The following is a 24,411-nucleotide window of genomic DNA, read 5'->3' as shown; positions in this document are numbered from 1 at the left end:
ATGCACGTAACTTTCGCTCCCTGGTCGCGTTCCGTCGCGCTAGGGGGAGTTTTGATTACGCTCGGTCAGGCTGCGGCCAGTTCGTCGCGCAGGGCCCTGCGGGCGCCGCGCCGCTCGGCGGCCAGTTCCGGGTCGAGCGCGGGCACGGCGGCGAGCAGCTTGCGGGTGTACGGGTCGGACGGCGCGCCGTACACCTCCTCGACGGTGCCCTGCTCCACGATCCGGCCCCGGCGCATCACCGCGACCCGGTCGCTGACCTGGCGCACGACGGCGAGGTCGTGGGCGATGAAGACCAGCGCCAGGCCGAGTTCGCGCTGGAGCGAGGAGAGCAGCTCGATCACCTGCGCCTGGGTCGTCACGTCCAGCGCGGAGACCGGCTCGTCGCAGACGATCAGCCGCGGTTCGGCGGCGAGGGCCCGGGCGATGCCGACGCGCTGGCGCTGGCCGCCGCTGAACTCGTGCGGGTAGCGGTCGGCGCGGTCCGGGTCGAGGCCGACCCGCTCCAGGAGCGCCTGCACCCGGGCGCGGACCGCGCGGTCGTCGAGGACCCCGGCGGCCCGCAGCGGGTCGGCGACCGACTCGCCGACCGTGCGGCGCGGGTTGAGCGAGGACACCGGGTCCTGGAAGACCATCTGGAGCTCGCGGCGGCGCGCCCGCAGGGCCTTCTCCGACAGTGAGCCGATCTCCCGTCCCTCGTAACGGATCCGGCCGGAGCTCGGGTCGAGCAGCCGCACCAGCATCCGGCCCAGGGTGGTCTTGCCGCTGCCGGACTCGCCGACCACGCCGAGCGTCTCGCCGGCCCGCACGCTCAGCGAGACCCCGTCGACGGCGGCGGTACGGGCCTTGCCGCGGCCGAACTCGCGGCGCAGGTCCACCGCTTCGAGCAGCGGCTCGCCGGTGACCGGCGCGGTGGCGGCGCGCGGCGCGTCGAGCCGGGGCACGGCGGCGAGCAGCTCCTTGGTGTAGGCGTGCGTGGGCCCGGCCAGTACCCGGCCCACCGGTCCGCGCTCCACCGCCCGCCCGCCGCGCATCACCAGGACCTCGTCGGCGCTCTCGGCGGCGACGCCCACGTCGTGGGTGACCAGGAGCAGGCCCATGCCGCTCTCCTGGCGCAGCTCGTGCAACAGGTCCAGGATCTGGGCCTGGACGGTGACGTCGAGGGCGGTGGTCGGCTCGTCGGCGACCAGCAGCCTGGGCCGCAGCGAGAGCGCCATGGCGATCAGGGCGCGCTGGCGCATGCCGCCGCTGAACTCGTGCGGGCGCAGCCGGGCGCGCCGGGCCGCGTCGGGGATGCCGACCCGGTCCAGGACCTCCACGGCCCGGGCGCGGGCGGCCTTCCTGGAGGCGTCCGTGTGCACCCGGTAGACCTCGGCGATCTGGTCGCCGACGGCGTAGTAGGGGTCGAGCGAGGACAGCGGGTCCTGGAAGACCATGGCCGCGGTGGCGCCGCGCAGCCGGCGCAGCGCGGCGGGCGTGGCGGTGGCGAGGTCGGTGCCGTCGACCCGTACCGTCCCGGTGACCCGAGCGCCGGTGCCGGCGTGCAGGCCGAGCAGGGCGCCCGCGACGGTGGACTTGCCGCTGCCGGACTCGCCGACCAGGGCGAGCGCGGCGCCGGGCGCGAGGGTGAAGGACAGGTCGTCCACGGCGCGCAGCGCGCCGTCCTCGGCCGGGAACTCGATGGTGAGGCCGTCGACCTCCACCAGGGGCGTCGTCACGCCAGCACCACCCTTCGGTCGGCCACGGCGTACAGCACGTCCGCGAGCACGTTGGCGAGCACCACGGCCACGCCCAGGAGCATCACCACGCCGACCACGACGGGCAGGTCGACCTGGCGCACGCCGGTGATCAGGGCGTTGCCGAGGCCGGGGATGTTGAACAGCCGCTCGGTGAGCACCGCGCCGCCGAACATGGTGCCCAGGTCGTAGGCGCTGAGCGCGATCACCGGCGGGAAGGCCCCGCGCAGCGCGTGCCGGGCCACCACGGCCCGCTCCCCCACGCCGTAGGCGCGGAAGGTGCGGATGTGGTCCTCGGCCAGCGTCTCCAGCGTCGAACTCCGGGTCAGCCGGGCGTACTTGGCGGACTCGAAGAAGCCCAGGGTGACCCAGGGCAGCAGCATGTTCCAGGCCCACTGCTCGGGGTCCTCGGTGAGCCCGACGTAGGAGGGGAAGGGCAGCCACTCCAGGTAGGCGCAGACGGCCATCATCAGCAGCAGGCCCAGGATGAAGACCGGCATGCCGGTCGCGGCGAGCGTGACCACGGTCAGCGCGCGCTCGGTCAGGCCGCCGCGGCGGACCGCGGAGAGCAGTCCGGTGCCGACGCCGACGACCGTCCAGACGACGAGCGCGCCGAGGGCCAGCGAGGCGGTGGCGGGCAGCTTCTCCACGATCATCGCGGTGACCGGCTGGCCGTTCTTGTACGAGAGGCCCAGGCAGGGGGCGTCGCAGTGCAGCACGCCGACGCCGGCGCTGTAGTCGCGGCCGGTGAACAGGCCGCCCAGGAAGTGGGCGTACTGGGCCCACACCCCCTCGTCCAGGCCGAGCCGCTCGCGCACCTGCGCCACCTGGGCGGGGGTGCACTTCTCCCCGCAGGCGATCTGGGCGGGGTTGCCGGGCAGGACGTAGAACAGTCCGTAGACCAGGACCGAGAGCGCGAACAGCACCAGCACCGCGCCGATCAGCCGCTTCAGTACGAAGCGCGTCATGACACCTTCTTCTCCTTGCGCGTGCCGACGCGCAGCCGGCTCGCCTCGCGCGGGTCCAGCGCGGTGCGCACCGCGTCACCGAGGACGGTGAAGGCGAGCACGGTCACGAACAGGAACCCGGAGGGGAGCAGGACGTACATGGGGTCGGCGCGGAACCAGATCTGCGCCGTGGACAGCATCTGCCCCCAGGACGGCGTGGGCGGCTTCACGCCGACGCCGAGGAAGGACAGCGACGCCTCGACCACGATGTTGGTGGGTACCAGGATCGAGGCGTACGTGATGACGGGCGCGGCCAGCGACGGCAGCAGTTCGCGGCGCGCCACCCGCCAGGGCCCGCTGCCGCCGAGCCGGGCGGCGGCGACGAAGTCGAGCCGTTTGAGGCTGAGCGTCTGGGCGCGCACGATGCGCGAGGTGCCGCCCCAGCCGAGCAGGCCGATGACCAGGATGAGCAGCAGCGGCCGGGGGAAGTCGGCGGGCACCACGGCGGTCAGGGCGATGGCGACGACCAGCATGGGCAGGGCGAGCATCACGTCGGTGGCGCGTCCGAGGACGGCGTCGAGCCAGCGTCCGCCGAGCCCGCCGGCCAGCCCGATGACGATGCCGACCAGGACCTGGGCGACGGTCGCGCCGAGGGCGATGAGCAGCGAGACGCGGGCGCCGTACAGCAGCCGGACGAACAGGTCGCGGCCGGTGCCCGGTTCGACGCCGAGCCAGTGCTCGGCGCCGACCCCGCCGAAGGAGCCGAGCGGGACGCCGCCGCGCGCGGAGTCGACGAGGGCGTCGTGGTACGTGTCCGGGTCCTGGCCCTCCAGCGCCGCGAGCAGCGGCGCGGCGACGGCGAGGACGACGAGCAGCGCCAGTACGGCGGCCGCGGCGAGCGCGGCGGGCCGGGTGCGCAGCCGTCGCCAGACCTGGCGGGCGGCGCCCGCGGCGGGAACTCCCGTCGCGGGCGCCAGGGTCTCCTGCAGCGCGGTCACTTGACCGCGACCTGCGAGACGTCGAGGACACCGGTCCAGTCGCTGATGACGACGTTCTTGACCTGCTTGCCGACCAGGCGCTTGTAGACCGGGTGGAACAGCGGGACGTCGAGCGCCTGCTCGCCGATCTTCTTGTCCAGGGCGCCCCAGCGGACGGCGGCGGCCTTGAGGTCGGTGAGCTTGTTGATCTCGTCGATCTCCTTGTTGACCGCGGGGTCGTTCAGGAGCGCGTGGTTGTAGTTGGAGCCGTTGGTGACGATCTGGCGGCCGTCGAAGATCGGCGCGAGGAAGGGGCCGCCGGCCGGCCAGTCGGCGCCCCAGCGGGAGATGAAGAAGCCCGGGGAGCCCTTGCCGGCCCAGCGCTTCTCGTTGTACGCGTTGGGCTCAAGGCCCTCCAGCTTCACGGTGATCCCGGCCTGCTTGAGCGCCTCCTGCACGGCGGTGGCGGTGTCGGGGCCGGTCTCGCGGTTCTGCGCGGTGGAGTGGGTCAGCGTGATGCTCAGGCCGCTGGGGTAACCGGCCTCCTTCAGCAGGGCCTTGGCCTTGGCCGGGTCGCCGGACTTGCCCGCCGGGAAGTGGTCGTAGGGCGTGTAGCCGAACGCCTTCTGGTCGGGCAGGAAGGTGGTGGCGGGCTCGGCGAGCGCGGAGCCGCCCGCCGCGTTGACCACGCTGGTGCGGTTGATCGCGTACGAGATGGCCTGGCGGACCTTGGCGTTGTCGAAGGGCTTCACCGTCGGGTTGAACGCCAGGTAGTTGGTGTAGCCGAAGTGGCCGGTGCCGACGCGCTTCTCCAGCGACTTGTCGGAGCCGATCTGCGCCAGCTCGGCCGGGCCGAGGTTGGTGTCGGTGGTGACGGCGGCGGCGTCGGCGCCCGAGGAGGTGGTCAGCCGCTGGTTGATGACGGCGGCGTCCAGGCCGGAGGTGACCTCGACCCGGTCGGGGTAGGCCTTGCGCTCCTCGTCGGTCTTGGGGTCCCAGTTCGGGTTGCGCTCCAGGACCAGGTGCTCGCCGTCGTTCTCGTTCTTGACGACCTTGTACGGGCCCGAGGAGACCGGGTGCTCCTCGTACTTGGCGCCCTTGTCCTTGGCCTTGGGCACCGGCGCGAACTGCGTCTGGGTGGCGACGAACGGGAACTCGCCCTCGGGCTTCTTCAGCTTGAAGACGATCGTCCTGGCGTCGGGCGTGACGATGGAGGCCAGGCCCTTGGGGTCCTTGTAGGAGCCCTGGTAGGCGTCGCCGCCGACCAGCCAGTCGCGCATGTAGGGGGCGCCGCCGGAGAGTTCGGCGGCGAAGGAGCGCTCGATGCCGTACTTGACGTCGGCGGTGGTGATCGGCGTGCCGTCCTCGTACTTCAGGCCCTCCTTGAGGGTGAACGTCCACTCGGTGGCGTCCTTGTTGGGACGGCCGGTGTCGGTGGCGAGGTCGGGGACGACCTTGGTGCCCTCGGCGCCGTCCTCCCGGTTGCGGGTGGTCAGCGTGCGGAAGACCAGCGAGGGGACGTTGCCGCCGCCGGAGGTGTAGAGGCGCGCGGGGTCGAAGTCGCTCTGCGGCTCGCTGTTGAGGATGCGCAGGGTGCCGCCCTTCCGGGGCGCGCCCTCGGCGCCGGCTGCTCCCTTGGCGTCCTTGTCCTCGGGGCCGCAGGCGACGGCGCCCGAGGCCACGGCGAGGGTGACGGCGGCCGCTGCCAGGCGGCGGGTTATCGCGGACGGTTGACGCATCGGGAAAGCCTCTCGGTGTACTGCTGCGGGCGGAAGACGGGAACTCGACAGATTCGATTCCGCGCAGACGTCGACACCGGAGGATCCGGTCGTACGACAGGGAAGTCACGTGAACGCCACGAGGGGGCCGCGCCTGCGAACGGGAGGAACCGGGCGCGGGAAAAGGGGACGGCACGAAGGGCCGACGCGCGCTCGGGCGGCGTCAGCGACAGTGGATGTCGGCCACGCTGTGCGCGGTCACACCGATGAGCGCCAGCTCGATGGCGGCGCGCTCGGAGGTGGTGTGACGGGGCGACATGCCGAGAAATATGAACGAACGCCTGCGCGATGTCAACGCGCGATCACGCATTCCTGAGACACCCGTCCCACTATGTGGACGGGTGTCCCGAATGCGGCCGGGAGCGGTCTCAACCGGTGGGGTACACCCAGGGGTTGGGCTTGCACGTGATCCCGTCGATGTCCAGGGACTTGGTCTGCTGCTGCATGACCGGGGCCAGCGCGCCGGGCGTGCGGCAGTTCACGTGCCCGTGCCCGAGCCGGTGCCCGACCTCGTGGTTGATGAGCATCTGCCGGTAGGTGAACATCGCCTTCGCCCCGTACGTCGGCGAGCCCTGGGCCCAGCGGAACGCGTTGATCATCACGCGCGGGGTGGCCGCCGAGTCGCAGGAGACGTTGTCCTCGGAGGTGTCCAGGCCGGACTTGGCGCACCACACCGCGGTGGTGCCGGGACTGGCCAGCGTGATCACGAACCGGGCGTCGCCGGAGGAGACCCGCTCGAAGGTGCGCGCCCCGCCGTGCGCCCAGCTGCGCGGGTCGTTCAGGGTGCGCTGGACCGCCTTGGCGAACAGCGCGCCGTCCAGGCCGAGCCCCTTCTCCACGTCGATCCGGTAGGCGATCCGCTCGCCCTTGCCGGGCGCCTTCTCGAAGCCGGGCACGGTCTCGAACTGCCCCGACGCCTTCAGCTTCGGGTCGATCGGGAACTGCGCGGCCATCAGCTGCTCGTACGTGGCCGGAACGGCCGGCTTGCTCTCGCCCTGCGGGGTCTTGCGGTCGTCCGAGCGGGAGGCGGGCCCGGCGCCCGCGCGGTCCGGGGCGTCCCCGGCCGCCCGCGAGGCCGTCGTGGTGTCCGGGTCGTCGGCGGCGACCTGCCCGGCCACCACGACCGCGAGCACGGTGGTGACGGCGGCGGCCGCGATGCCGGTCAGGGTGCGGCCCTTGCCGCCCTTGCCCCGCTCCTTGTCCTTGGCGTCCTCGGCGTCCTTGACGTCCACGGCCTCCGGGGCCGTCTCCCCGGACCCGGCCTCGCGCCGGGGGGCGGGGACGGGCGCCGGGACCTGGTGGACGGGGCCCGCGTGCGGGGCCTGTCGCTGGCCGGGGACGCGGGGCCGCTCGCCCTGGCCGGGAGCCGGGCGGGGCGTGCCGTGCCAGTCGCCGTAGCGCTGCTGGTGCTCGCGGGGCGGTGCGCCCCAGCCGCCGCCGGGCTCGTGGTGCTCGGGGTGTCCGCCGCGCACCCGCTCGCGCGCCCCGGGGTCGTCCTGCGCGCCCGGCGCCCGGCGCCTGCGGCCCGTCCCGGGCAGCTGCGGCGCCGCGGCGGCGCCGTCGGGTATGCCGGGCACCGGTCCGGTGTCGGGACCGGATGGCGGACCCTGGGGCACGGGGCCCTTTCGGCTGTGTCGTCCCACGCCCCGGATCAGCTCCTGCCGCTGTCGTCGATCAGTTCCCGGAAGGCCTGGGCGACCGTCTCCGGGTACTCCATCATCGCCACGTGCCCGGCGTTCGGGAGCGTGAGCAGCCGGGAGTCCCGGAAGGCCGCGGCGGCCCTGCCCGCCATGCGGTACGAGACGAGCTGGTCCCGTCCCCCGTACACCAGCAGCGTGGGTGCGAGGACGCGCTGCGCCTGGCGCCACAGGCCGTGCTGCCCGCCCAGCGTGTAGGCGTCCACGATGCCGCGCGCCGAGCGTGCCATGGCGTCCCAGAAGTAGGGAAGTTCCAGGCGGCGCTCCATCTCCTCGACCGCCTCGCGCAGCCCCTCGTCGGTGACCCGCGCCGGGTCCCCGTAGCAGAGCGACATCACGCCGCGCACCCGCTGCTCCGGCGTCCAGTCCCGGCTGACGCGGGCGAACAGCCGCGCCACCCCGGGCACCGCGAGCACCGCGGTCGGCCAGGCCGAGCGCTGCGCCCGGATCTCCGGCAGCGCCGGGGAGACCAGGGTCAGGGTGCGCACCAGGTCGGGGCGGACCGCGGCGACCCGGGTGGCCACCGCGCCGCCCAGCGAGTTGCCGAGCAGGTGGACCGGGCCGCGCCCGCCGGAGTCGAGCAGCCGGATCACCGCGCGGGCGTGGCCGGTGACCGAGTAGTCGCCGTCGTCCGGCGGCGGGGAGTCCCCGAAGCCGGGCAGGTCCAGGGCCTCGCCGTCGACGGTGTCCGCGAGCAGCGGCATCAGGGCCGACCAGTTCAGCGAGGAGCCGCCGAGGCCGTGCACGTAGAGCGCGGGCGGCAGCCCGGTCGCGGCCGGGGGCCGGGAGCGCACGGAGAGCGTCAGCCCGGGCAGGGAGACGGAGCGCAGCCGCTCGCCCTTGGCGACCCGGACCGCGCGGACCCGGGGAGCCGGGTCCTGGGTGCGGGTTTCCGGCAGCTCGGTCGAAGACATGGGGGCAATGTTACGAGACGATCACGCAGCAGCTCGTGTGTTCGCCGTCACAGGATCGCGTAGCGGGGTACCCGGGTACCTCCTAGGCTCGTAAGTGCAGCCCAGAACCCCGTAGGAGGGGAGCCGGTGATGACAGTGGACCCGACGGAGCCCGAGACGTTCGGCGGACCGGAACAGCCCGTGGACGCGACCGACGTGGAAACCCCCGAGGCGGACGCCGCCGAACAGCAGGCCGACCTGGTGCCGGCCACCGACGAGCCGCTGACCGGCCTCGATCCGGCCACGGCCGACGTGGGCGACCTGACGGAACAGGCGAGGGTGGTCGCGCTCGACGAGGACGACTACCGCTGATTTGTTCGCTTTACCGTGCAATCTCCGGCTACCGCAAGCGTCCGGTCCGTGAAATTCTGCGTCCGCACCGCGCACGAGCCGGTTACCCAAAAGTACGATGGCGACCGCGGCGCACAGCGCGCACGGATCGACATTGGGAGGCGGCGTGACAGCCATCGAGCAGACAGAGGCGGCACGCCCGCGGGGCACGCGCCTGCCGCGCCGTGCCCGACGCAACCAGCTCCTCGGCGCGGCCCAGGAGGTGTTCGTCGCCCAGGGGTACCACGCGGCCGCGATGGACGACATCGCCGAGCGCGCGGGCGTCAGCAAGCCGGTGCTCTACCAGCACTTCCCCGGCAAGCTCGACCTCTACCTGGCCCTCCTCGACCAGCACTGCGAGGCGCTGCTCCAGGCGGTGCGCACCGCGCTGGCGTCCACCTCGGACAACAAGCTGCGGGTGGCGGCCACCATGGACGCCTACTTCGCGTACGTGGAGGACGAGGGCGGCGCCTTCCGGCTGGTCTTCGAGTCGGACCTGACCAACGAGCCCGCCGTGCGCGAGCGCGTGGACCGGGTCAGCCTGCAGTGCGCCGAGGCGATCTCGGACGTCATCGCCGAGGACACCGGCCTGTCCAAGGACGAGTCGATGCTGCTGGCCGTGGGCCTGGGCGGGGTCTCCCAGGTGGTGGCCCGCTACTGGCTCTCCAGCTCGTCCCCGGTGCCCCGCGACAAGGCGGTGGAGCTGCTCACCTCGCTGGCCTGGCGCGGCATCGCGGGCTTCCCGCTGCACGGCACCGACGGCCACTGACCCCGGCGTGTTCGCTCCTGGCGTTGCCGGGGCGGGCCTGGGGCGTCCCCTCTCCGGGCTAATGTGTGCAGCGTACGGCGCGGGTGGCCGCGCATCGCTGACCGTTCGGAGGGACATAGCCGTGGAGGTCAAGATCGGCGTGCAGCACGCGCCCCGGGAGATCGTTCTGGAGAGCGGGGAGTCCGCCGAGGACGTCGAGCGCGCCGTCGCCGACGCGCTGGCGGGCAAGGCCCAGCTCCTCAGCCTCACGGACGAGAAGGGTCGCAGGATCCTCGTCCCGGCCGACAAGATCGCCTACGTGGAGCTCGGCGAGACCGCCCAGCGCCGGGTGGGCTTCGGCGCCCTCTAGGGCGACCGGGACGCGTACGAGTGGGGCCCGGCCGGTGGAGACACCGGCCGGGCCCCACTCGCATGCGGACACCGTTCCCGTACAGCCGTGCGGGATGACTCGTTGGCAGTACGGGAGGGTTGCCTTCCGCGGGCTCCGGGTAGTACCGCCTACGACCGATTTGCCCGCCCCGCCGTCTGCGAGGTGACCCCCGGTGTTCCTGGAAGCCCTCGGTTCCGCCCTGCTCGGCCTGGCCCTCGGCTGGGCCGCCGCCCACCGCCTGCCGCACCGACTCCCGGCCCGGCGCACGGTCCTCGCGGCCGGCGCCGTCGGCACGCTCTTCGGGGCCTACCTGGCCCACGCGGCACTCGGCCCCGGCCACCCGCTCGCCACCCTGGTGGGCGCGGTCGCGGTCGGAGCCGTCCTGCTGTCCCTGCTGCTCCGCCCGGCGGCCCGGCTGCGCCGATCGGCGGCCCGGGCCTGACGGGCACGACCCCTAGGCCGCGAGGCCCAGGGCCGCCATCCGCTTGGTGTGCGCCTCGGTGATCCGGGAGAACATCCGCCCCACCTCGGCGAGGTCGAAGCCGTCGGCCACGCCGCCCACCAGCATCGTCGACAGGGCGTCGCGGTCCGCGACCACGCGCTGCGCCTGCGACAGCGCCTCGCCCATCAGCCGGCGCGCCCACAGCGCGAGCCGTCCGCCCACCCGCGGGTCCGCGTCGATCGCGGCGCGCACCTTCTCGACGGCGAAGTTCCCGTGGCCGGTGTCGTCGAGCACGCCGAGCACCAGGCCGCGGGTGTCCGAATCCAGCCGAGCCGCGACCTCGCGGTAGAAGTCGGAGGCGATCGAGTCGCCCACGTACGCCTTGACCAGGCCCTCCAGCCAGTCCGACGGGGCCGTCTGCTGGTGGAAGTCGTCCAGCGCCCGGGCGAACGGCTCCATCGCGGCGGTCGGCTCCTCGCCGATCGCGGCGAGACGTCCGCGCAGCCGCTCGAAGTGCTGGAACTCGGCGGAGGCCATCTTCGCCAGCTCCGCCTTGTCGCCCAGCGTGGGCGCGAGCTTCGCGTCCTCGGCGAGCCGCTCGAAGGCCGCGAGCTCGCCGTACGCGAGGGCGCCGAGCAGGTCCACGACGGCGGCGCGGTACTGCGGGTGGGCCGCGGCCGCGGACCAGTCCTGGGCGGCGATCCCGGTGTGTTCAGCAGCGTTGTCAGACGTCTCCATGGAGCGCACAATAGCCCGCTCCGCGCACGGCGTAAGGCCCTGGTCAGTCACCGTGGCCACGTCCCCCGCACCATCCCCCTCGGGAATTCGCCCGACACACCTGCGCGATTCCGGGGTACAGTGGTAATGCGCCCGCTGAGTATTCGGACACGTTCGATTCGATCGCGTCCCTCCGCTTCGCGGGCCATCCGAATGAGGATGCCCGGTCGGTGGCCCGATCGGCTCCGACCCGACAGCCCTCCGTGTGCTCCACGCGCAGGAGGGGCCCTCAGCGGCACGACGCTCGAGCGACGGCAGTGGTCCCGCGCCACCCGGTTGTGATCTTTCGATCGGCCGGAGGCTTCCGGCACGGTACGACCCCCGACGTTCGCCTCGCGCCGCGTCTCACAGAAGAGGCAGCACCCTGACTACGACTTTCCGGGATCTCGGAATCCTTCCCGAGACCGCCGAGGCGCTCGAAGCCGTCGGCATCGTTTCCCCGTTCCCCATCCAGGAGATGACCCTCCCCGTCGCGCTCTCGGGCACCGACGTCATCGGGCAGGCCAAGACCGGCACCGGCAAGACGCTCGGTTTCGGCCTCCCGCTGCTGGAGCGCGTCACCGTCCCCGCGGACGTCGAGGCCGGCCGGGCCAAGCCCGAGCAGCTGACCGACACCCCGCAGGCGCTGGTGGTCGTCCCCACCCGTGAGCTGTGCACCCAGGTCACCAACGACCTGCTGACCGCCGGCAAGGTCCGCAACGTCCGCGTGACCGCCATCTACGGCGGCCGCGCCTACGAGCCGCAGGTCGAGGCCCTCCGCAAGGGCGTCGACGTGATCGTCGGCACGCCCGGCCGGCTGCTCGACCTCGCGGGCCAGAAGAAGCTGGACCTGTCCCACGTCAAGGCCCTGGTCCTGGACGAGGCGGACGAGATGCTCGACCTGGGCTTCCTGCCCGACGTCGAGAAGATCATCCAGCTGCTCCCGGCCAAGCGCCAGACCATGCTGTTCTCGGCGACCATGCCGGGCGCCGTGATCGGCCTGGCCCGTCGCTACATGTCGCAGCCCACCCACATCCGCGCCACCGCGCCGGACGACACGGGCGCGACCGTCGCGAACATCACGCAGCGGATCTACCGCGCGCACTCCATGGACAAGCCGGAGCTGGTCTCCCGCATCCTGCAGGCCAACGGCCGCGGGCTCGCGATGATCTTCTGCCGCACCAAGCGCACGGCGGCCGACATCGCCGAGCAGCTGGAGCGGCGCGGCTTCGCCTCCGGCGCGGTCCACGGCGACCTGGGCCAGGGCGCCCGCGAGCAGGCGCTGCGCGCGTTCCGCAACGGCAAGGTGGACGTGCTGGTCTGCACCGACGTGGCCGCGCGCGGCATCGACGTCGAGGGCGTGACGCACGTCATCAACTACCAGTCCCCCGAGGACGAGAAGACCTATCTGCACCGCATCGGCCGCACCGGCCGCGCGGGCGCCAAGGGCACCGCGATCACGCTGGTCGACTGGGACGACATCCCGCGCTGGCAGCTGATCAACAAGGCGCTGGACCTGGGCTTCAACGACCCGGCCGAGACCTACTCCACCTCCCCGCACCTGTTCGAGGAGCTGGACATCCCGGCGGGCACCAAGGGCGTCCTGCCCCGGGCCGAGCGCACCCGCGCCGGTCTGGACGCGGAGGAGCTCGAGGACCTGGGCGAGCCCGGTGGGCGCCGCGCCCGCGGCGGCCGTACCCCGGTGCGTACCGAGGAGCGCCCCGAGCGCACCCGGACGCCGCGCCAGCGCCGCCGCACCCGTGGCGGGTCCTCGTCGGACGAGGTCGTGACGGACGCCCCGGCCGCCGTCGAGCAGACCCCGGCGGAGGACGGGCCGCGCACGCCGCGCCGTCGCCGCCGCACCCGCTCGGGCGCCCCGGCCGCGGTCGTCGAGGCCGCGCCGGTCACCCCGGTCGCCCCGGCCCCGGTCGTGGAGGTCCCGGTCGTCGAGGCGCCGGCCGAGGCCGCCGAGGAGCCGAAGAAGCCGCGTCGCCGCCGCCCGGCGAAGAAGGCCGCGGAGGCCGTCGAGGCCGCCGCGGTGGTCGAGGCCGCCCCGGTCGCGGTCGCCGAGCCGGCCGAGGCCGTCGAGGAGGCCAAGCCGCGCCGCCGCCGGACCGTCAAGAAGGCCGCCGAGGCGCCTGCCGCCGCCGTGGAGGCGGTGGACACGGCCGAGGCCGTCGAGGCCAAGCCCCGTCGTCGTACGGCCAAGAAGGCCGCCGCGGTCGTCGAGGCCGCCCCGGTCGCCGAGGCCGTCGAGGCCGAGGCGCCGAAGACGCGCCGTCGCACCACCAAGAAGGCCGTGGAGGCCGTGGAGGCGGTGGAGACCGCCGAGGGCGCCGAGGCGCCCAAGACGCGTCGCCGCGCCACCAAGAAGACGGCCGAGGCGGCCCCGGTCGCCGAGGCCGCCACCGACGGCGAGGCCCCCGCGCCGCGCCGCCGCCGCGCCACCAAGAAGGCGGTCGCCCCCGAGGCGTGATCCGCACCCCCGCCCGACGGGAAGGGCCCGTACCCCAGCCGGGGTACGGGCCCTTCCCGTATGCGCTCAGCGGTCCCAGAAGGCCGCCAGGGCCCGGGCGGTCTCGGCGGGGCGGTCGGTGTTGGGCGAGTGCTCGGCGCCGTCGATCACCGTGCGCTCGGCACCGAGCCGCCGCGCCATGTCGTCGAGCAGCGGTACCGGCCAGGTGTCGTCCCGCACCCCGGAGAGCACGTGCGTGGGCAGCGGCACGGCGGCCAGCGCCGCGACCCGGTCCGGCTCTGCGGTCAGCTGGGCGCCGGTGGCCAGCAGCTGGGCCGGGTCGTGGCGCAGCCAGCGGGCCCGCAGGGCCGGGCCGTCGGTGGCGGTCTCCTCCGGCGGGTCCATGGCCTGCATCGCGGCCCACACCTCGGCCATCCCCATGACCGCCAGCGCGTCGCTCAGCAGCTTGATCTTCTGGAGCTGTACGGGGGCGGGGGCGGCCGGTCCCGAGGCGATCAGGGTGAGCGAGGCGAAGGGCGAGGGGTCGGTCAGCACGGCCGCGCGGGCGATCTGGCCGCCCAGCGAGTGCCCGACCAGGTGGACCGGGGCGTCCAGGGCGCGGGCCTGGGCCAGTACGTCCAGGGCCAGCTCGCGCCGGTCGTAGCCGGTGGGGTCGGCCGGGGGCGCGGACTCGTACTGCCCGCGCCCGTCGACCGCGACCACCCGGTAGCCGGCGTCGGCGAGGGGTTCGAGCAGGGCGATGAAGTCCTCCTTGCTGCCGGTGAACCCGGGCAGCAGGAGGGCGGTGCCGCGCCGCGCGCCGCCGGGCCGGGCGTCCAGCACGGCGAAGGGGCCCCGGTCGGTGTCCAGCTGACCGGCCCGGGCGCACGGCGGAGGGGTGAAGGTGGGAGGCCTGCTCATGTGCCGAGGCTAGAACACGGCCCGGCGCCCGGGACCAGGGCCGTGTTCTAGAACTGGGCCTGGAGCTGCTGCCAGAAGCCGTCGCGCAGGACCCGGCGCAGTCCGGCGTGGCCGCGCAGCGAGCGGCCCAGCTCCTTCTCCGCCTGGTTCAGCAGGTCCTGGTCCACCGGGCCGGGCAGGTAGGGGTGGCCCGGCAGCAGCTCGGCGAGCTGGTCGCGGCCCCGCTCCCCCAGCCAGGTGGCCGCGATCCGGGCGCCGAGGAAGCGGACCTCGTCGCGCGAGGGCAGCGGCTCGCCCTCGTTCTCGTACATCGTGACCGGGCGGCGGGTGACGTACGGACGGCAGAAGTCCAGGTCGAAGGTGCGCTGGCTGTCCACCTCCCACAGCAGCGGCTCCGCCTGGTTGCGGCCCTCGGCGGCCTCGATGCCCCACAGGTGGACGCGGGCGCCGTAGCCCTGGGCGGCCTCGACGGCGGAGACCAGGTCCTCGTCGCCGCCGACCAGGGCGGCGTCGCTGATGGCGCGGTGGCGGGCGAGGGACTCCAGGTCCGTGCGGATCAGGGAGTCGACGCCCTTCTGCTGGTTGTTGGCGTTGAGGTTGCCGAGCCGGACCTTGACGTCGGGGAGCTCGGCGATGGACTGCTGTTCGGCGGTGTGGATGCGGCGCCGGGCGCCGTCGTACCAGTACACGCGGAGCAGTCTGCTGTCGGCGAAGATGGTGCGGGCCTTGTCGATGAAGGCCTCGATGAGCCCCTCGGCGTCGAGGTCGAAGTTGCGCCGGTCCTCGGTGCCCGCGACCAGCAACCCGGCCGAAGCATAGACGTAACCCGCGTCGACGAAGATGGCGTGTGTCGAGGGGGTCTTGGCCACCTCGGCGAGCATGCGCTGGAGGAGTTCGTTGGTGCGCTCCAGGCGGGCGGCGACGGTGCCGAGGCCGGGCGTGTGCCCCTGGGGGTCGTGGTCGTTGTTCATACGGCGCCCATTGTCCGACGGCGCCCGCCGGACCGCTAGCACGGCAGCGTCTTACCAGTCAGTAATTAGTCACCCGAAAATTTTCTTTAGCGTAGGGAATGTTTGCAGGGTGCATGTCGTTGTGACTGGTGTACCGCGGCACCCAGGTGCTCCGGCACGCAGCAGTTCTCAGTTCTCCACCAGGAGGATCAACTCCGGACGAAGGGAGAAGCCCATGCGCTTCGAAATCCTGCGACTCGACGACGTCGACGGCTCCGCCGTGGACAGCACCGTCGTGGACGCCGCCTCCGTCAACCGGATCGTGCAACAGGCCGCAGCGATCGGCCAGCGCATCATGATCCGGCCGGCCGACACCACGGCGTCGTAACGCCGCCGGCCCCCACACACACCGCGCCCCCGCACCGACTCCGGCTCGACCGGAATCAGTACGGGGGCGCAGTGGTGCGTACGGCGGGGAGGGCGCGGGTCAGGCGCCCTGGATCACCTGGGTGACGCCGTTGATGATCTGCTGCACGGCGATCGCGGAGAGCATCATGCCCGCGAGCCGGGTCACCAGGACGACACCGCCGTCCTTGATCAGCCGGATGATCACCAGCGAGAAGCGCATCGCCAGGAACAGCACCACGTGGATGGCGAGGATCGCCGCCCAGACCGACACCTGCTGCAGCGCGCTCGCGTGCTGCACGGCCAGGATGACCTGCACGATCGCGCCGGGTCCGGCGAGCAGCGGCATGCCGAGCGGGACGAGCGCGACGTTGACGTCCTTCTTGGACTGCTGCGGCTCGTCGTTCTTGCCGGTGAGCAGGTCCAGCGCGATCAGCAGCAGCAGCACGCCGCCCGCGATCATCAGCGCCTGGGTGGAGACGTGCAGGTAGTCCAGGATCTGCTGGCCCACGAGGCCGAAGACGGCGATCACGCCGAAGGCGACGCAGACCGCCTGGAAGGCCATCTTCTTCTGGATCTTGGCGGGGCGGCCCGCGGTCAGCGCCAGGAAGATCGGGGTGATCCCGGGCGGGTCCATGATGACGAACAGGGTGAGGAACAGGGAGCCGAAAAGGGCGAAGTCGAACACGGTGAGGCCTTGCGCGGGAGGTACGGACGTACGGGACCGGGGGCGGGCCCGCTCGGGCGCGCCGTGAGGAGGGGAGGCCCGGGAGGACCCGGGAAGCGGGGTGGGGCGGGGCTCAGGCGAGCGGTCCGCCGGCGCCGGGCACCGGGAAGGCGCCCGTGGCGCGGCGCGTGATCTCGCCGTAGATCTCCGGGTCGGTGGTGTACTCGCCGAGCCGGCAGGTCTTGCGGCTGCCGTGGTAGTCGCTGGAGCCGGTGGCGAGCAGGCCGAGGTCCCCGGCGAGCGCGCGCAGCCGGGCGCGGGTCGGCTCGTCGTGGTCCATGTGGTCCACCTCGATGCCGTCCAGGCCGGCGGCGGCGAGCCGCGCTATGACGTCCTCGGGCACGACCCGGCCGCGCTTGACGGCGAGCGGGTGCGCGAAGACGGTGACGCCGCCGGCGGCCTTGACCAGCCGGATCGCGTCGAAGGGGTCCAGCTCGTGCTTGTCCGCGTAGGCGCGGCCCCCGTCGGCCAGCCACTGGGGCGTGAAGGCGGCGGAGACGTCGGGCACGACCCCGAGCTCGACCAGCGCGGTGGCCACGTGCGGGCGGCCCACCGAGCCGTCCCCGGCGATCCGGGCGACCTGCTCCCAGGTGACCGGGACGCCCAGCTCCTGGAGCCTGGCGACCATGGCGCGGGCGCGGGGCACCCGGTCGTCGCGCACCAGCTCGCGCTCGCGCGCCAGCTCCGGCTCGTCCGGGTCGAAGAGGTAGGCGAGCATGTGCAGCCCGACGCCGTCGATCCGGCAGGACAGCTCGGCGCCGGTGACCAGGGTCAGGCCCGCGGGGAGCGCGGCGACCGCCTCGGCGTGGCCGCGGGTGGTGTCGTGGTCGGTGAGCGCCACGACGTCGAGCCCGGCCGCGGCGGCGGCGCGCACCAGCTCGGCGGGGGTGTCCGTACCGTCCGAGGCCGTGGAGTGGGTGTGCAGGTCGATGCGCACGCGGACTCCGGGGGCTCGGGGTGGACGGGGGACATTCCATCCTAACGGGCGAACCCGCCCGCTCCGGCCCGCCCACTCAGGCCTCCCCCGCTCAGGCCTCCCCTGCCCGGGCTCCCCTCAGGGCTCCCTGGTCAGCAGCCGCGGGGTGAGCGCGCCGCAGGGCAGCAGTTCCACCTCGGCGCCCGCGTCGCGCAGGTCGGTGAGGACCAGCTCGTCGTACATCAGCAGCCCGGAGCGCTCCGGCCAGACGATCGCCCACAGCCACAGGCCGCGCGCCTCGCCCGCGAAGACCGCGCGGTCGTCGGGGGTGTCGCCGACGTGCCACAGCGGGGTGGGGCGGCCGGCGGCGAGGACCTTGACGGCCGGGGCCCGGTCCATGCGCAGGGACGCTCCGGGGTCGGGTCCCGCGATGCCCGCGTAGCGCGCGCCGAGCCCCACGCCGAGCTCCTCGGCGACCAGCAGCAGCTCGCCGATGCCGCCCAGCGGCCCGGGGCCCGAGCAGGCGACGGCGGTGGCCCGGCCGCCGCTGCGGTCGTCGCCCGCGTAGGCCACGCCGGTGTACAGCCAGCCGACCGGCAGCGGCCAGGGCATCCAGACGGGCACCTCGGACCGGTGCACGACGACGCCCAGCGCCTCGACGCTGGGCGGGACGACCGGCTGGAGCGGGTGCACGGCGCCGTGCACGTCGCACTGCCAGGTGTCGGCGAAGAGTCCGGGCGCCCTGACCCGCCCTCCGCACTTCGGACAACTGGGTTCGCCCCTCATAGCGCTCAACGGTCCTCTCCGGTCGGTGCCGCGTCAAGGACGATCACCCGTCCGCCAGTGAGCATGCCCATTCACCGGGCAAAACTAGATGTAACTTGCATTCATTAGCGTCCCTAACTTATCTTGTGTATAACGCAACCATCTGGAGAGCTCGAAGAGGAGAGCGATCGACATGAGCGGAGAGGACCCCTTCGACGAAGGGGCACGCAGCATCCTGCGCCAGCCCAAGGCCGTCTGGGCCACGGCCGGCGCGTCCGTCGTGGCCTTCATGGGCATCGGCCTGGTGGACCCGATCCTGCCGTCCATCGCCAGCGGACTGCACGCCACGCCGAGCCAGGTGTCGCTGCTCTTCACCTCGTACTTCCTGATCACCGCCGTGGCCATGCTGGTCACCGGCTTCGTCTCCAGCCGCATCGGCGGCAAGAAGACCCTGCTCCTCGGCCTCGCCCTGGTCGTCGTCTTCGCCGCCCTGTCCGGGACGTCGGGCTCGGTCGGCGAACTCGTCGGCTTCCGGGCCGGCTGGGGCCTGGGCAACGCCCTGTTCGTGTCCACCTCGCTGGCCGTCATCGTCGGCGCGGCGGCCGGCGGCAGCGCCGCGGCGATCCTGCTGTACGAGTCCGCGCTCGGGCTCGGCATGGCCTGCGGGCCGCTGCTCGGCGCCCTGCTGGGCAACGCCAGCTGGCGCTACCCGTTCTTCGGCACGGCCGCGCTGATGGCCGTCGGCTTCCTGTGCATCACGGCGTTCCTCAAGGAGCAGCCGCGGCCCGCCCGCAAGACCTCGCTGCTCGACCCGGTGCGGGCGCTGGGCCACGGCGGCCTCGCCTCCGCCGCGGCGGCCGCGTTCTTCTACAACTACGCGTTCTTCACGGTGCTGGCCTTCACCCCGTTCGTGCTCGACATGACGCCGTACAAGTCCGGCGGGGTGTTCTTCGCCTGGGGCGTGCTGCTCGCCGTGTTCTCGGTGCTCGTCGCCCCGCGCCTGCAGCGGCGGTTCGGGTCGCTGAAGGTGCTCGGCGGCTCGCTGGTGCTGCTCGCCGCCGACGTGGTGGTGCTCGGGTACGGCAGCCACACGACCGCGATCGTCTGCACGGTCCTGTCCGGCGCCTTCATCGGCGTGAACAACACCGTCTTCACCGAACTGGCGCTCGGCGTCTCGGACGCGCCGCGGCCGGTGGCCAGCGCGGGCTACAACTTCGTGCGCTGGTTCGCCGCGGCGGCCGCCCCCTACTTCGCCCCGAAGATCGAGGAGTGGACCGACATCCACATGCCGTTCGTGGTGGCCGGCGCCGCCGCGCTGATCGGCGCGGGCGTCGTGTGGGCCCGGCGCGCCTCCCTCACCCACGAGGCCGAGGAGCTTGAGCCCCGGCACGCGAGCGAGGACGGCGTGGCGGTCTTCGCCAACTGACCGGCGCCGTACGTCAGTCCAGGGTCACGGACCTGCGCAGCGGATCGCGCAGGTCCGTACCGCTGCCCAGCCAGCGCTCCTGGAGGGCCTGCGCGCCGTGCACCCGCTTCCAGGCCGCCTCGTTCGGCGTCATCGGCAGCAGCGGCAGGAAGGCCACCGGGTCCATCGGCTCCGGCAGTTCCAGGTCCTCCACCAGACCGCCCGGCTCCGCCACCAGTACGGAGGAGAAGGGCGCCCCAGGCCACAGCGGCTCCCCCAGGTCCAGCGACGCCCCCGGGGCCACCACCACGCCCTCCACCTGCGGCGAGGCGGCGAGCACGGCGAGCGGGCGCAGCACCTTGTCGGTGTCGGCGAGCCCGGCCCGTACCGAGAGCACCAGTTCGGCGCGCGGCCCGCGGACCGGGTCGGCCAGCGCGGCCGTGGGGTCGGTCATCGGCTGCGCGGACATCCCGAGCGTGGCGTACCGCGCGACGTCGCCGTCCACGAACCGCAGCACCTCGACGCGGTCGGTGCCCAGGAACGTCACGGACGCGCGGGCGTCGGGTTCGCCGAGGGCGGTGCGCAACCGGGCCTCGACCAGAGCTAGAACTTCTGCCATGCCGCGAGCATAAGACGCGTATGGAACGGGCAAAGTAAGGGATTGACCCCTTGCCGGCTGATAGTCTTGGCCGCTGGTCGGGACAGCACGCCGAGCGTGGCTCTCAGTCCCGACGACACGTCGTCCCCCACGGGGGACCGGCCGGAGGAGGTGGGGCTGCGGTGGATCGAAGTCGATCGGGTAGTACCAGCCGCCCTTCCGTACGGCCGACGCCCTCACTGGGCTGAGGGTCTTCCCGCAGAGTTCCCGCCGGACACACCGGACGCCCCGCAACGGGCCCGGGGTCCTTGGGCTCAGGGCATCGCGCACGACGGAAGAGCATCCCGTTTTGCCTGTCTGTAGCGAACGCCGTCACCGCGACGATCCCGCGGTGCCGCCCGCTTTGTGGACGAAGTAGAGCGACAGCGTCCCCATTCCGGGCTGTGCCACGACCCGCCGACGGCCTCTCCGTGAAGGAGCCCTGCCATGTCGATGATCCGTGACCTGCGCGCCGTCGTACGCCCCTCGCTGCACAAGAGGAGCGCCGCCTACCCGGCCGCGGCGTACGACCCCACCCGCGACCCGTCGTTCTCCACCGCCGTGGTGGACTGCGCCGTCTACCGCGACGGCAAGCGGGTCCAGGGGCCCGAGTGCCTGAGCCCGCGCGAGGCGATGCGCCGGGTGCGCGAGGACGGCGGCTTCGCCTGGATCGGGCTGCACGAGCCGACCGAGTCCGAATTCGCCGGTATCGCCGCGGAGTTCGGGCTGCACCCGCTGGCCGTGGAGGACGCGGTGCACGCGCACCAGCGGCCCAAGCTGGAGCGCTACGACGAGACGCTGTTCACGGTCTTCAAGACCATCCACTACGTCGACCACGTCGAGCTCACCGCCACCAGCGAGGTCGTGGAGACCGGCGAGGTGATGTGCTTCACCGGCCGGGACTTCGTCATCACCGTGCGGCACGGCGGCCAGGGCTCGCTGCGCAGCCTGCGCCACCGCCTCCAGGACGAGCCGGACCTGCTGGTCAAGGGCCCCTCGGCGGTGCTGCACGCGATCGCGGACCACGTGGTGGACGGGTACCTGGCGGTCGCGGACGCGGTGCAGGACGACATCGACCAGATCGAGAGCGACGTCTTCTCGCCGCCGGCCAAGGGCTCCACCCGCGGCACCGACACCGGCCGCATCTACCAGCTCAAGCGCGAGGTACTGGAGTTCAAGCGCGCGGTCTCCCCGCTGGCCCGTCCGCTGCAGCTGCTGAGCGAGCGGCCGATGCGGCTGGTGGACCCGGACATCCAGAAGTACTTCCGGGACGTGGCCGACCACCTGGCGCGGGTCCAGGAGCAGGTCATCGGCTTCGACGAACTGCTGAACTCGATCCTCCAGGCGAACCTGGCGCAGGCGACGGTCGCGCAGAACGAGGACATGCGCAAGATCACCTCGTGGGCGGCGATCGTCGCCGTGCCGACGGCGGTGTGCGGGGTGTACGGCATGAACTTCGACCACATGCCGGAGCTGCACTGGAAGTACGGGTACCCGCTGGTGCTGACGGGGATCATCGCGATCTGCCTCTCCATCCACCGCACCTTGAAGCGCAACGGCTGGCTGTAGCCCGGGGCGGGACGCCCTTGGCTGTAGCCCGGGGCGGGACGCCTAGGACCTGTCCGGTCGATCATGCCGACACGGGGTGCCGGGTGCCCTCTGGTCCGGGTGAGCGGTGGCTGGTGCGTGCGATCGCAAGGCGGAGGAGGGAGGCAACGCGGAGCGTTGTCGACCGACGAGAACGCAGCGAGCGTGCGTGCCAGGCGCCGCGGCCCAGGCGTGAGCGACCGGACAGGTCCTAGACTGCGGGGATGGATGACGTGTTGCTCGGGGTCGCTCTCGTCGAGGAGGCCACCAAGAAGTCCGGCCTCGTCTGGGTGCGGGGCGACGGGCCCGCGCGGGCGCTCTGGCACGCGTGGCTGGACGGTGCCGCGCACGTGGTCGGTGACGGGCCCGGCGAGCAGCCGCTGCCGGGGCTGGCCGACGGGGCCGTCGCCGAGGTGACCGTGCGCAGCAAGGACAAGGGCGGGCGCCTGGTGGCCTGGACGGCCTCGGTCACCGAGCTCGCCCCCCGGTCCGAGGAGTGGCTGGCGGCCGTCGCCGAGCTCAAGGGCAAGCGGCTGAACGCGCCGGACGGCGAGGCGATGACCGACCGCTGGGCGCGCGAGTGCCGGGTCCTGCGCCTCACCCCGCGCGACACCCTCACCGACCTGCCGGACGGCTCGCTGGCGGCGCCGCCGCTGCCGTCCCCGGCCACCACCCGCCAGCCGGTCCCGGCCGCCCTGCCCAGGCTGCTGTTCAAGCGGGGGCGCAAGAAGCGCGGCTAGAGCGGGCCCGTGGTCGCTTCCGGGAAGAGGCGGACGAAGGACTCCGCCGCCTCGTTGCCCGAGCGGCCGTAGGGCGCGTCGAAGTTCCAGACCAGGAACAGCAGGAACGCGATCAGCGCGCTGAACACCCCGGCCAGCAGCAGCTCCCGCCCCGAGCGCCGGATCTGCAGCGTGAAGATCAGGCCGACGGTCACCACGGCCCCCACGATCAGCCCGAACCAGACGACGCCCGGCAGGGTGTCCTCCGCGCCCTCGGCCCGGGCGCCGCGCGCCTCGTCGAGGGCGGCGACCCGGTCCACCAGCGGCTGGTACATCTGCGCCTCGGCCTCCCCAGTCGGGGCGTGCGCCACCAGGTCGGTGCGCAGCTCGCCGAGCAGCTGGTCGCCGCGCTCGTCGACGCCGGGCCACTCCACCCGCACCACGTGCGCGGCGTACGCGTCGATCCGGGTGCGCAACTCGGCCTGGCGGGCGGGCGGGTAGACCTGGACGCGCTGCTCGATCTCGTGCAGCGCCTGGGCCTCCTGGCGCACCCCGTCCTGGGCGGCGCCGCGCGCCTCCCAGACCCCGGCGATGGCCAGGCCCAGGACGATCGCGTACACGACGCCCACCATCATCACCATGTACTCGATGACGTCGGGGGTCTCGGTGGGGTCCGCGTCCGCCCGGGCGGCGCGGCGGTGGTGGACGAGGGTGAGGGCCAGGACGACCGCGCAGGCGGCGGCCATCGCGGAGCCCAGGACGAGCCAGTCGGACACGGGGATCCTCGGACGGTCAGCGGGAGCGGGAACGGGAGCTGGAGCGCGGCCGCATCAGGGCGGCCGCGAGGACGGCGGGCGTGGTCGTGGTGAGCATCAGGGTGACCACGGAGGTGCCGGAGCGCCGGGGCGCGGGGGCGGAGCGGTGGTAGGCCCGCACCGCGTAGACGGGTGAGGGGCGGGCGGCCGGGGACGGCGGCACGGAAGGCGTGGGGGGCGCGGGTGCGGGTTCGCGCGCCGGGGGCGCGGGGAGCGGCGCGGGGGCGGGCGGCTGTTGCCGTAACGGTTCCTCGGGGCGTCCGGCCGCCGGAGCAGGAGTGGGGACGGGGGCCGGGGCCCGGGTCCGTACCCCCTCGGGCCGTACGCCCGGGGGCGCCGCGGCGGGGGCGGGGGCGGCCGGTGGCGGGCCCGGGGCGGGCCGCGCCTCCTCGGCGGGTGCCTCCGGGTGCGCGCACAGGTCCACGTCCACGGCCACGCCCACCACCCCGGCGACCGACGCCGAGACGGCCACCTGCGGGCACAGCAGTGCCACGAAACCGATGTGCTCCCAACCCGCCACGGTCAGAAGGTAAGCGCCCGGCCGGACCCCCGGGCCCCGCCTTCACCCGTTCGGCCCCGCGACCGGTGCGGTCAGTCGCTGGTACGGGGGAGCTGCTTGCCGTAGTCGACGGTGGCGTTCTTGTCCGGCGGGGTCAGCGCGAAGTCCTCGTCCCAGTCCGAGAGGACCAGCACGCCCGCGCCGCCGCCGCGCTCCATCTGCAGCGGGTAGGGGGTGCCCTCCAGGGCCACGTCGAGGGTGCCGCCGTCGCCCTCCTCCCCCGCGGTGACCTTGATGGTGCGCACGCCGCCGACCCGGTTGCGGTCGCCCTTGGCGAGGTCGCCCTGGAGCGCGAGGAGGCCGCCGAGCAGCGGGGCCATGTCGGTGAAGCCGCGCAGCTGCTTGTAGGAGGGGTCGTCCTGCGGGACGCGCACGTACTTGTCGTCGAGCTTGCCCGCGGCCTCGGTGTCGGTGCTGCTGGGCGAGGCGCCGGCCTCGCCGTGGCTCCAGAAGCCCGCGTCGGCCTTCAGGTAGAGCGCGTCGTCCACCCGCAGCAGCTCGAAGGTGCTGTTCTTCGTGGTCACCGAGCCGGTCGCGCCGGCCTGCTTGAGCCGCATGTTCAGCTTGTACGTACCGCCCTTGCTGACCAGCGTCCCGTCCAGCCGCACCGCCTTGGCGCCCTCGGCCGCCTGCTGCGCCTTCTCCTCGATGGCGGACGCGTTGAGCTTGCCGACGCCGTTGGTGCCCTCGTCCGGGTCCTCCCCGCAGGCGGCGAGTCCCGCCGTCAGTCCGGCGCACAGCGCCACACAGAGCACGGCCCTGCGGGCGCGGGGAACGACGGGGAGAGCGGTCACCTTG

The 24,411-nt window shown here is 73.3% G+C and carries 26 protein-coding genes; 9 read left to right on the top strand and 17 right to left on the bottom strand.

What is annotated here, in order from left to right; all coding sequences use genetic code 11:
- Positions 1-65: 65 nt before the first annotated feature.
- From ABT160_RS06845 to ABT160_RS06815, 7 genes are all read right to left on the bottom strand, one after another.
- The gene (locus tag ABT160_RS06845; RefSeq protein ID WP_351644488.1) at positions 66-1,715 is read right to left on the bottom strand and encodes an ABC transporter ATP-binding protein; all 1,650 of its coding nucleotides are present in this window, start codon (positions 1,713-1,715) and stop codon (positions 66-68) included.
- The gene (locus ABT160_RS06840; protein WP_351644487.1) at positions 1,712-2,701 is read right to left on the bottom strand and encodes an ABC transporter permease; all 990 of its coding nucleotides are present in this window, start codon (positions 2,699-2,701) and stop codon (positions 1,712-1,714) included. The genes ABT160_RS06845 and ABT160_RS06840 overlap by 4 nt, the downstream gene beginning before the upstream one ends.
- A complete protein-coding gene (locus ABT160_RS06835; RefSeq protein ID WP_351644486.1) occupies positions 2,698-3,678 on the bottom strand; it encodes an ABC transporter permease in 981 nt (326 codons plus the stop codon). Before ABT160_RS06835 ends, ABT160_RS06840 begins: the two co-directional genes overlap by 4 nt.
- Positions 3,675-5,396: an ABC transporter substrate-binding protein gene (locus tag ABT160_RS06830; RefSeq protein ID WP_351644484.1), complete on the bottom strand. Its 1,722-nt coding sequence runs from the start codon at positions 5,394-5,396 to the stop codon at positions 3,675-3,677. The genes ABT160_RS06835 and ABT160_RS06830 overlap by 4 nt, the downstream gene beginning before the upstream one ends.
- Before the next feature lie 202 nt (positions 5,397-5,598).
- Positions 5,599-5,694 carry an Ms4533A family Cys-rich leader peptide gene (locus ABT160_RS06825; protein ID WP_351644483.1) on the bottom strand — a complete coding sequence of 32 codons (96 nt, stop codon included), beginning with the start codon at positions 5,692-5,694 and terminating at the stop codon, positions 5,599-5,601.
- Between the two features lie 109 nt (positions 5,695-5,803).
- On the bottom strand, positions 5,804-7,078 hold the full coding sequence (locus tag ABT160_RS06820; protein WP_502984170.1) for a DUF3152 domain-containing protein: 1,275 nt from the start codon (positions 7,076-7,078) through the stop codon (positions 5,804-5,806).
- A gap of 8 nt (positions 7,079-7,086) precedes the next feature.
- Positions 7,087-8,046 (bottom strand): alpha/beta fold hydrolase, encoded by a 960-nt coding sequence (locus ABT160_RS06815; RefSeq protein ID WP_351644479.1) that lies wholly within the window; start codon positions 8,044-8,046, stop codon positions 7,087-7,089.
- A 129-nt stretch (positions 8,047-8,175) separates the two neighbouring features.
- On the opposite strand from ABT160_RS06815, the gene ABT160_RS06810 reads away from it, so the two are divergent.
- From ABT160_RS06810 to ABT160_RS06795, 4 genes are all read left to right on the top strand, one after another.
- Positions 8,176-8,397 carry a hypothetical protein gene (locus tag ABT160_RS06810; protein WP_351644476.1) on the top strand — a complete coding sequence of 74 codons (222 nt, stop codon included), beginning with the start codon at positions 8,176-8,178 and terminating at the stop codon, positions 8,395-8,397.
- A gap of 145 nt (positions 8,398-8,542) precedes the next feature.
- Positions 8,543-9,184 (top strand): TetR/AcrR family transcriptional regulator, encoded by a 642-nt coding sequence (locus tag ABT160_RS06805; RefSeq protein ID WP_351644474.1) that lies wholly within the window; start codon positions 8,543-8,545, stop codon positions 9,182-9,184.
- 121 nt (positions 9,185-9,305) lie between these two features.
- Positions 9,306-9,533, top strand: a complete 228-nt coding sequence (locus tag ABT160_RS06800; RefSeq protein WP_351644472.1) for a DUF3107 domain-containing protein — start codon at positions 9,306-9,308, stop codon at positions 9,531-9,533.
- Between the two features lie 193 nt (positions 9,534-9,726).
- Complete coding sequence (locus tag ABT160_RS06795) at positions 9,727-9,996, top strand: hypothetical protein (protein ID WP_351644469.1); 270 nt, start codon at positions 9,727-9,729, stop codon at positions 9,994-9,996.
- Positions 9,997-10,008: 12 nt separating this feature from the next.
- On the opposite strand, the gene ABT160_RS06790 is transcribed toward ABT160_RS06795, so the two are convergent.
- Positions 10,009-10,734, bottom strand: a complete 726-nt coding sequence (locus ABT160_RS06790) for a ferritin-like fold-containing protein (protein ID WP_351644468.1) — start codon at positions 10,732-10,734, stop codon at positions 10,009-10,011.
- A gap of 496 nt (positions 10,735-11,230) precedes the next feature.
- Here ABT160_RS06790 and ABT160_RS06785 point away from each other — a divergent pair, with 496 nt between their 5' ends.
- The gene (locus ABT160_RS06785) at positions 11,231-13,228 is read left to right on the top strand and encodes a DEAD/DEAH box helicase (RefSeq protein WP_351644466.1); all 1,998 of its coding nucleotides are present in this window, start codon (positions 11,231-11,233) and stop codon (positions 13,226-13,228) included.
- A 66-nt stretch (positions 13,229-13,294) separates the two neighbouring features.
- Here the strand turns inward: ABT160_RS06785 and ABT160_RS06780 are convergent, their stop codons facing one another.
- Together ABT160_RS06780 and ABT160_RS06775 are read right to left on the bottom strand one after the other, a co-directional pair.
- Positions 13,295-14,128: an alpha/beta fold hydrolase gene (locus ABT160_RS06780; RefSeq protein ID WP_351644464.1), complete on the bottom strand. Its 834-nt coding sequence runs from the start codon at positions 14,126-14,128 to the stop codon at positions 13,295-13,297.
- Between the two features lie 47 nt (positions 14,129-14,175).
- Complete coding sequence (locus ABT160_RS06775; RefSeq protein ID WP_351644461.1) at positions 14,176-15,099, bottom strand: NYN domain-containing protein; 924 nt, start codon at positions 15,097-15,099, stop codon at positions 14,176-14,178.
- 214 nt (positions 15,100-15,313) lie between these two features.
- On the opposite strand from ABT160_RS06775, the gene ABT160_RS06770 reads away from it, so the two are divergent.
- Entirely contained in the window at positions 15,314-15,466 is a 153-nt protein-coding gene (locus tag ABT160_RS06770) for a DUF8834 family protein (RefSeq protein ID WP_351644460.1), read from the top strand.
- Positions 15,467-15,565: 99 nt separating this feature from the next.
- Here ABT160_RS06770 and ABT160_RS06765 read toward each other — a convergent pair whose 3' ends face one another.
- The 3 genes from ABT160_RS06765 to ABT160_RS06755 form a co-directional block, all read right to left on the bottom strand.
- Entirely contained in the window at positions 15,566-16,171 is a 606-nt protein-coding gene (locus tag ABT160_RS06765; protein WP_351644457.1) for a MarC family protein, read from the bottom strand.
- Between the two features lie 112 nt (positions 16,172-16,283).
- Positions 16,284-17,147, bottom strand: coding sequence for a PHP domain-containing protein (locus ABT160_RS06760; RefSeq protein ID WP_351644455.1), 864 nt, complete (start codon positions 17,145-17,147; stop codon positions 16,284-16,286).
- Positions 17,148-17,264: 117 nt separating this feature from the next.
- The gene (locus tag ABT160_RS06755; protein ID WP_351644452.1) at positions 17,265-17,912 is read right to left on the bottom strand and encodes a DUF6758 family protein; all 648 of its coding nucleotides are present in this window, start codon (positions 17,910-17,912) and stop codon (positions 17,265-17,267) included.
- Between the two features lie 172 nt (positions 17,913-18,084).
- Between ABT160_RS06755 and ABT160_RS06750 the strand changes: the two genes are divergently transcribed.
- Positions 18,085-19,317 (top strand): MFS transporter, encoded by a 1,233-nt coding sequence (locus tag ABT160_RS06750; RefSeq protein WP_351644450.1) that lies wholly within the window; start codon positions 18,085-18,087, stop codon positions 19,315-19,317.
- Between the two features lie 13 nt (positions 19,318-19,330).
- Here ABT160_RS06750 and ABT160_RS06745 read toward each other — a convergent pair whose 3' ends face one another.
- Positions 19,331-19,915, bottom strand: coding sequence for a suppressor of fused domain protein (locus tag ABT160_RS06745; RefSeq protein ID WP_351644447.1), 585 nt, complete (start codon positions 19,913-19,915; stop codon positions 19,331-19,333).
- A gap of 465 nt (positions 19,916-20,380) precedes the next feature.
- Between ABT160_RS06745 and ABT160_RS06740 the strand changes: the two genes are divergently transcribed.
- Together ABT160_RS06740 and ABT160_RS06735 are read left to right on the top strand one after the other, a co-directional pair.
- A complete protein-coding gene (locus ABT160_RS06740) occupies positions 20,381-21,502 on the top strand; it encodes a magnesium and cobalt transport protein CorA (protein WP_351644445.1) in 1,122 nt (373 codons plus the stop codon).
- Between the two features lie 242 nt (positions 21,503-21,744).
- Positions 21,745-22,260: a hypothetical protein gene (locus tag ABT160_RS06735; protein ID WP_351644442.1), complete on the top strand. Its 516-nt coding sequence runs from the start codon at positions 21,745-21,747 to the stop codon at positions 22,258-22,260.
- Here ABT160_RS06735 and ABT160_RS06730 read toward each other — a convergent pair.
- The 3 genes from ABT160_RS06730 to ABT160_RS06720 form a co-directional block, all read right to left on the bottom strand.
- Complete coding sequence (locus ABT160_RS06730; protein ID WP_351644439.1) at positions 22,257-23,015, bottom strand: bestrophin-like domain; 759 nt, start codon at positions 23,013-23,015, stop codon at positions 22,257-22,259. The two genes, ABT160_RS06735 and ABT160_RS06730, sit on opposite strands and share 4 nt — an antisense overlap.
- Before the next feature lie 16 nt (positions 23,016-23,031).
- Positions 23,032-23,574 carry a hypothetical protein gene (locus tag ABT160_RS06725; protein ID WP_351644436.1) on the bottom strand — a complete coding sequence of 181 codons (543 nt, stop codon included), beginning with the start codon at positions 23,572-23,574 and terminating at the stop codon, positions 23,032-23,034.
- 71 nt (positions 23,575-23,645) lie between these two features.
- Positions 23,646-24,407 carry a hypothetical protein gene (locus tag ABT160_RS06720; RefSeq protein ID WP_351644434.1) on the bottom strand — a complete coding sequence of 254 codons (762 nt, stop codon included), beginning with the start codon at positions 24,405-24,407 and terminating at the stop codon, positions 23,646-23,648.
- Positions 24,408-24,411 lie beyond the last annotated feature (4 nt).

The sequence above is a fragment of the Streptomyces sp. NPDC001941 genome (assembly GCF_040296945.1).
GTDB lineage: Bacteria > Actinomycetota > Actinomycetes > Streptomycetales > Streptomycetaceae > Streptomyces.
The sequence above is the reverse complement of the archived record's forward strand: the minus strand, read 5'-3'. Positions and strand labels throughout refer to the sequence as shown.

Bases quoted from the DNA above. Each gene is read 5' to 3' on its own strand.
- ABT160_RS06840 (WP_351644487.1), bottom strand. From the start codon at position 2,701: ATGACGCGCTTCGTACTGAAGCGGCTGATCGGCGCGGTGCTGGTGCTG.
- ABT160_RS06830 (WP_351644484.1), bottom strand. From the start codon at position 5,396: ATGCGTCAACCGTCCGCGATAACCCGCCGCCTGGCAGCGGCCGCCGTC.
- ABT160_RS06825 (WP_351644483.1), bottom strand. From the start codon at position 5,694: ATGTCGCCCCGTCACACCACCTCCGAGCGCGCCGCCATCGAGCTGGCG.
- ABT160_RS06815 (WP_351644479.1), bottom strand. From the start codon at position 8,046: ATGTCTTCGACCGAGCTGCCGGAAACCCGCACCCAGGACCCGGCTCCC.
- ABT160_RS06810 (WP_351644476.1), top strand. From the start codon at position 8,176: ATGACAGTGGACCCGACGGAGCCCGAGACGTTCGGCGGACCGGAACAG.
- ABT160_RS06790 (WP_351644468.1), bottom strand. From the start codon at position 10,734: ATGGAGACGTCTGACAACGCTGCTGAACACACCGGGATCGCCGCCCAG.
- ABT160_RS06785 (WP_351644466.1), top strand. From the start codon at position 11,231: ATGACCCTCCCCGTCGCGCTCTCGGGCACCGACGTCATCGGGCAGGCC.
- ABT160_RS06780 (WP_351644464.1), bottom strand. From the start codon at position 14,128: ATGAGCAGGCCTCCCACCTTCACCCCTCCGCCGTGCGCCCGGGCCGGT.
- ABT160_RS06775 (WP_351644461.1), bottom strand. From the start codon at position 15,099: ATGAACAACGACCACGACCCCCAGGGGCACACGCCCGGCCTCGGCACC.
- ABT160_RS06770 (WP_351644460.1), top strand. From the start codon at position 15,314: ATGCGCTTCGAAATCCTGCGACTCGACGACGTCGACGGCTCCGCCGTG.
- ABT160_RS06755 (WP_351644452.1), bottom strand. From the start codon at position 17,912: ATGAGGGGCGAACCCAGTTGTCCGAAGTGCGGAGGGCGGGTCAGGGCG.
- ABT160_RS06750 (WP_351644450.1), top strand. From the start codon at position 18,085: ATGAGCGGAGAGGACCCCTTCGACGAAGGGGCACGCAGCATCCTGCGC.
- ABT160_RS06745 (WP_351644447.1), bottom strand. From the start codon at position 19,915: ATGGCAGAAGTTCTAGCTCTGGTCGAGGCCCGGTTGCGCACCGCCCTC.
- ABT160_RS06740 (WP_351644445.1), top strand. From the start codon at position 20,381: ATGTCGATGATCCGTGACCTGCGCGCCGTCGTACGCCCCTCGCTGCAC.
- ABT160_RS06735 (WP_351644442.1), top strand. From the start codon at position 21,745: ATGGATGACGTGTTGCTCGGGGTCGCTCTCGTCGAGGAGGCCACCAAG.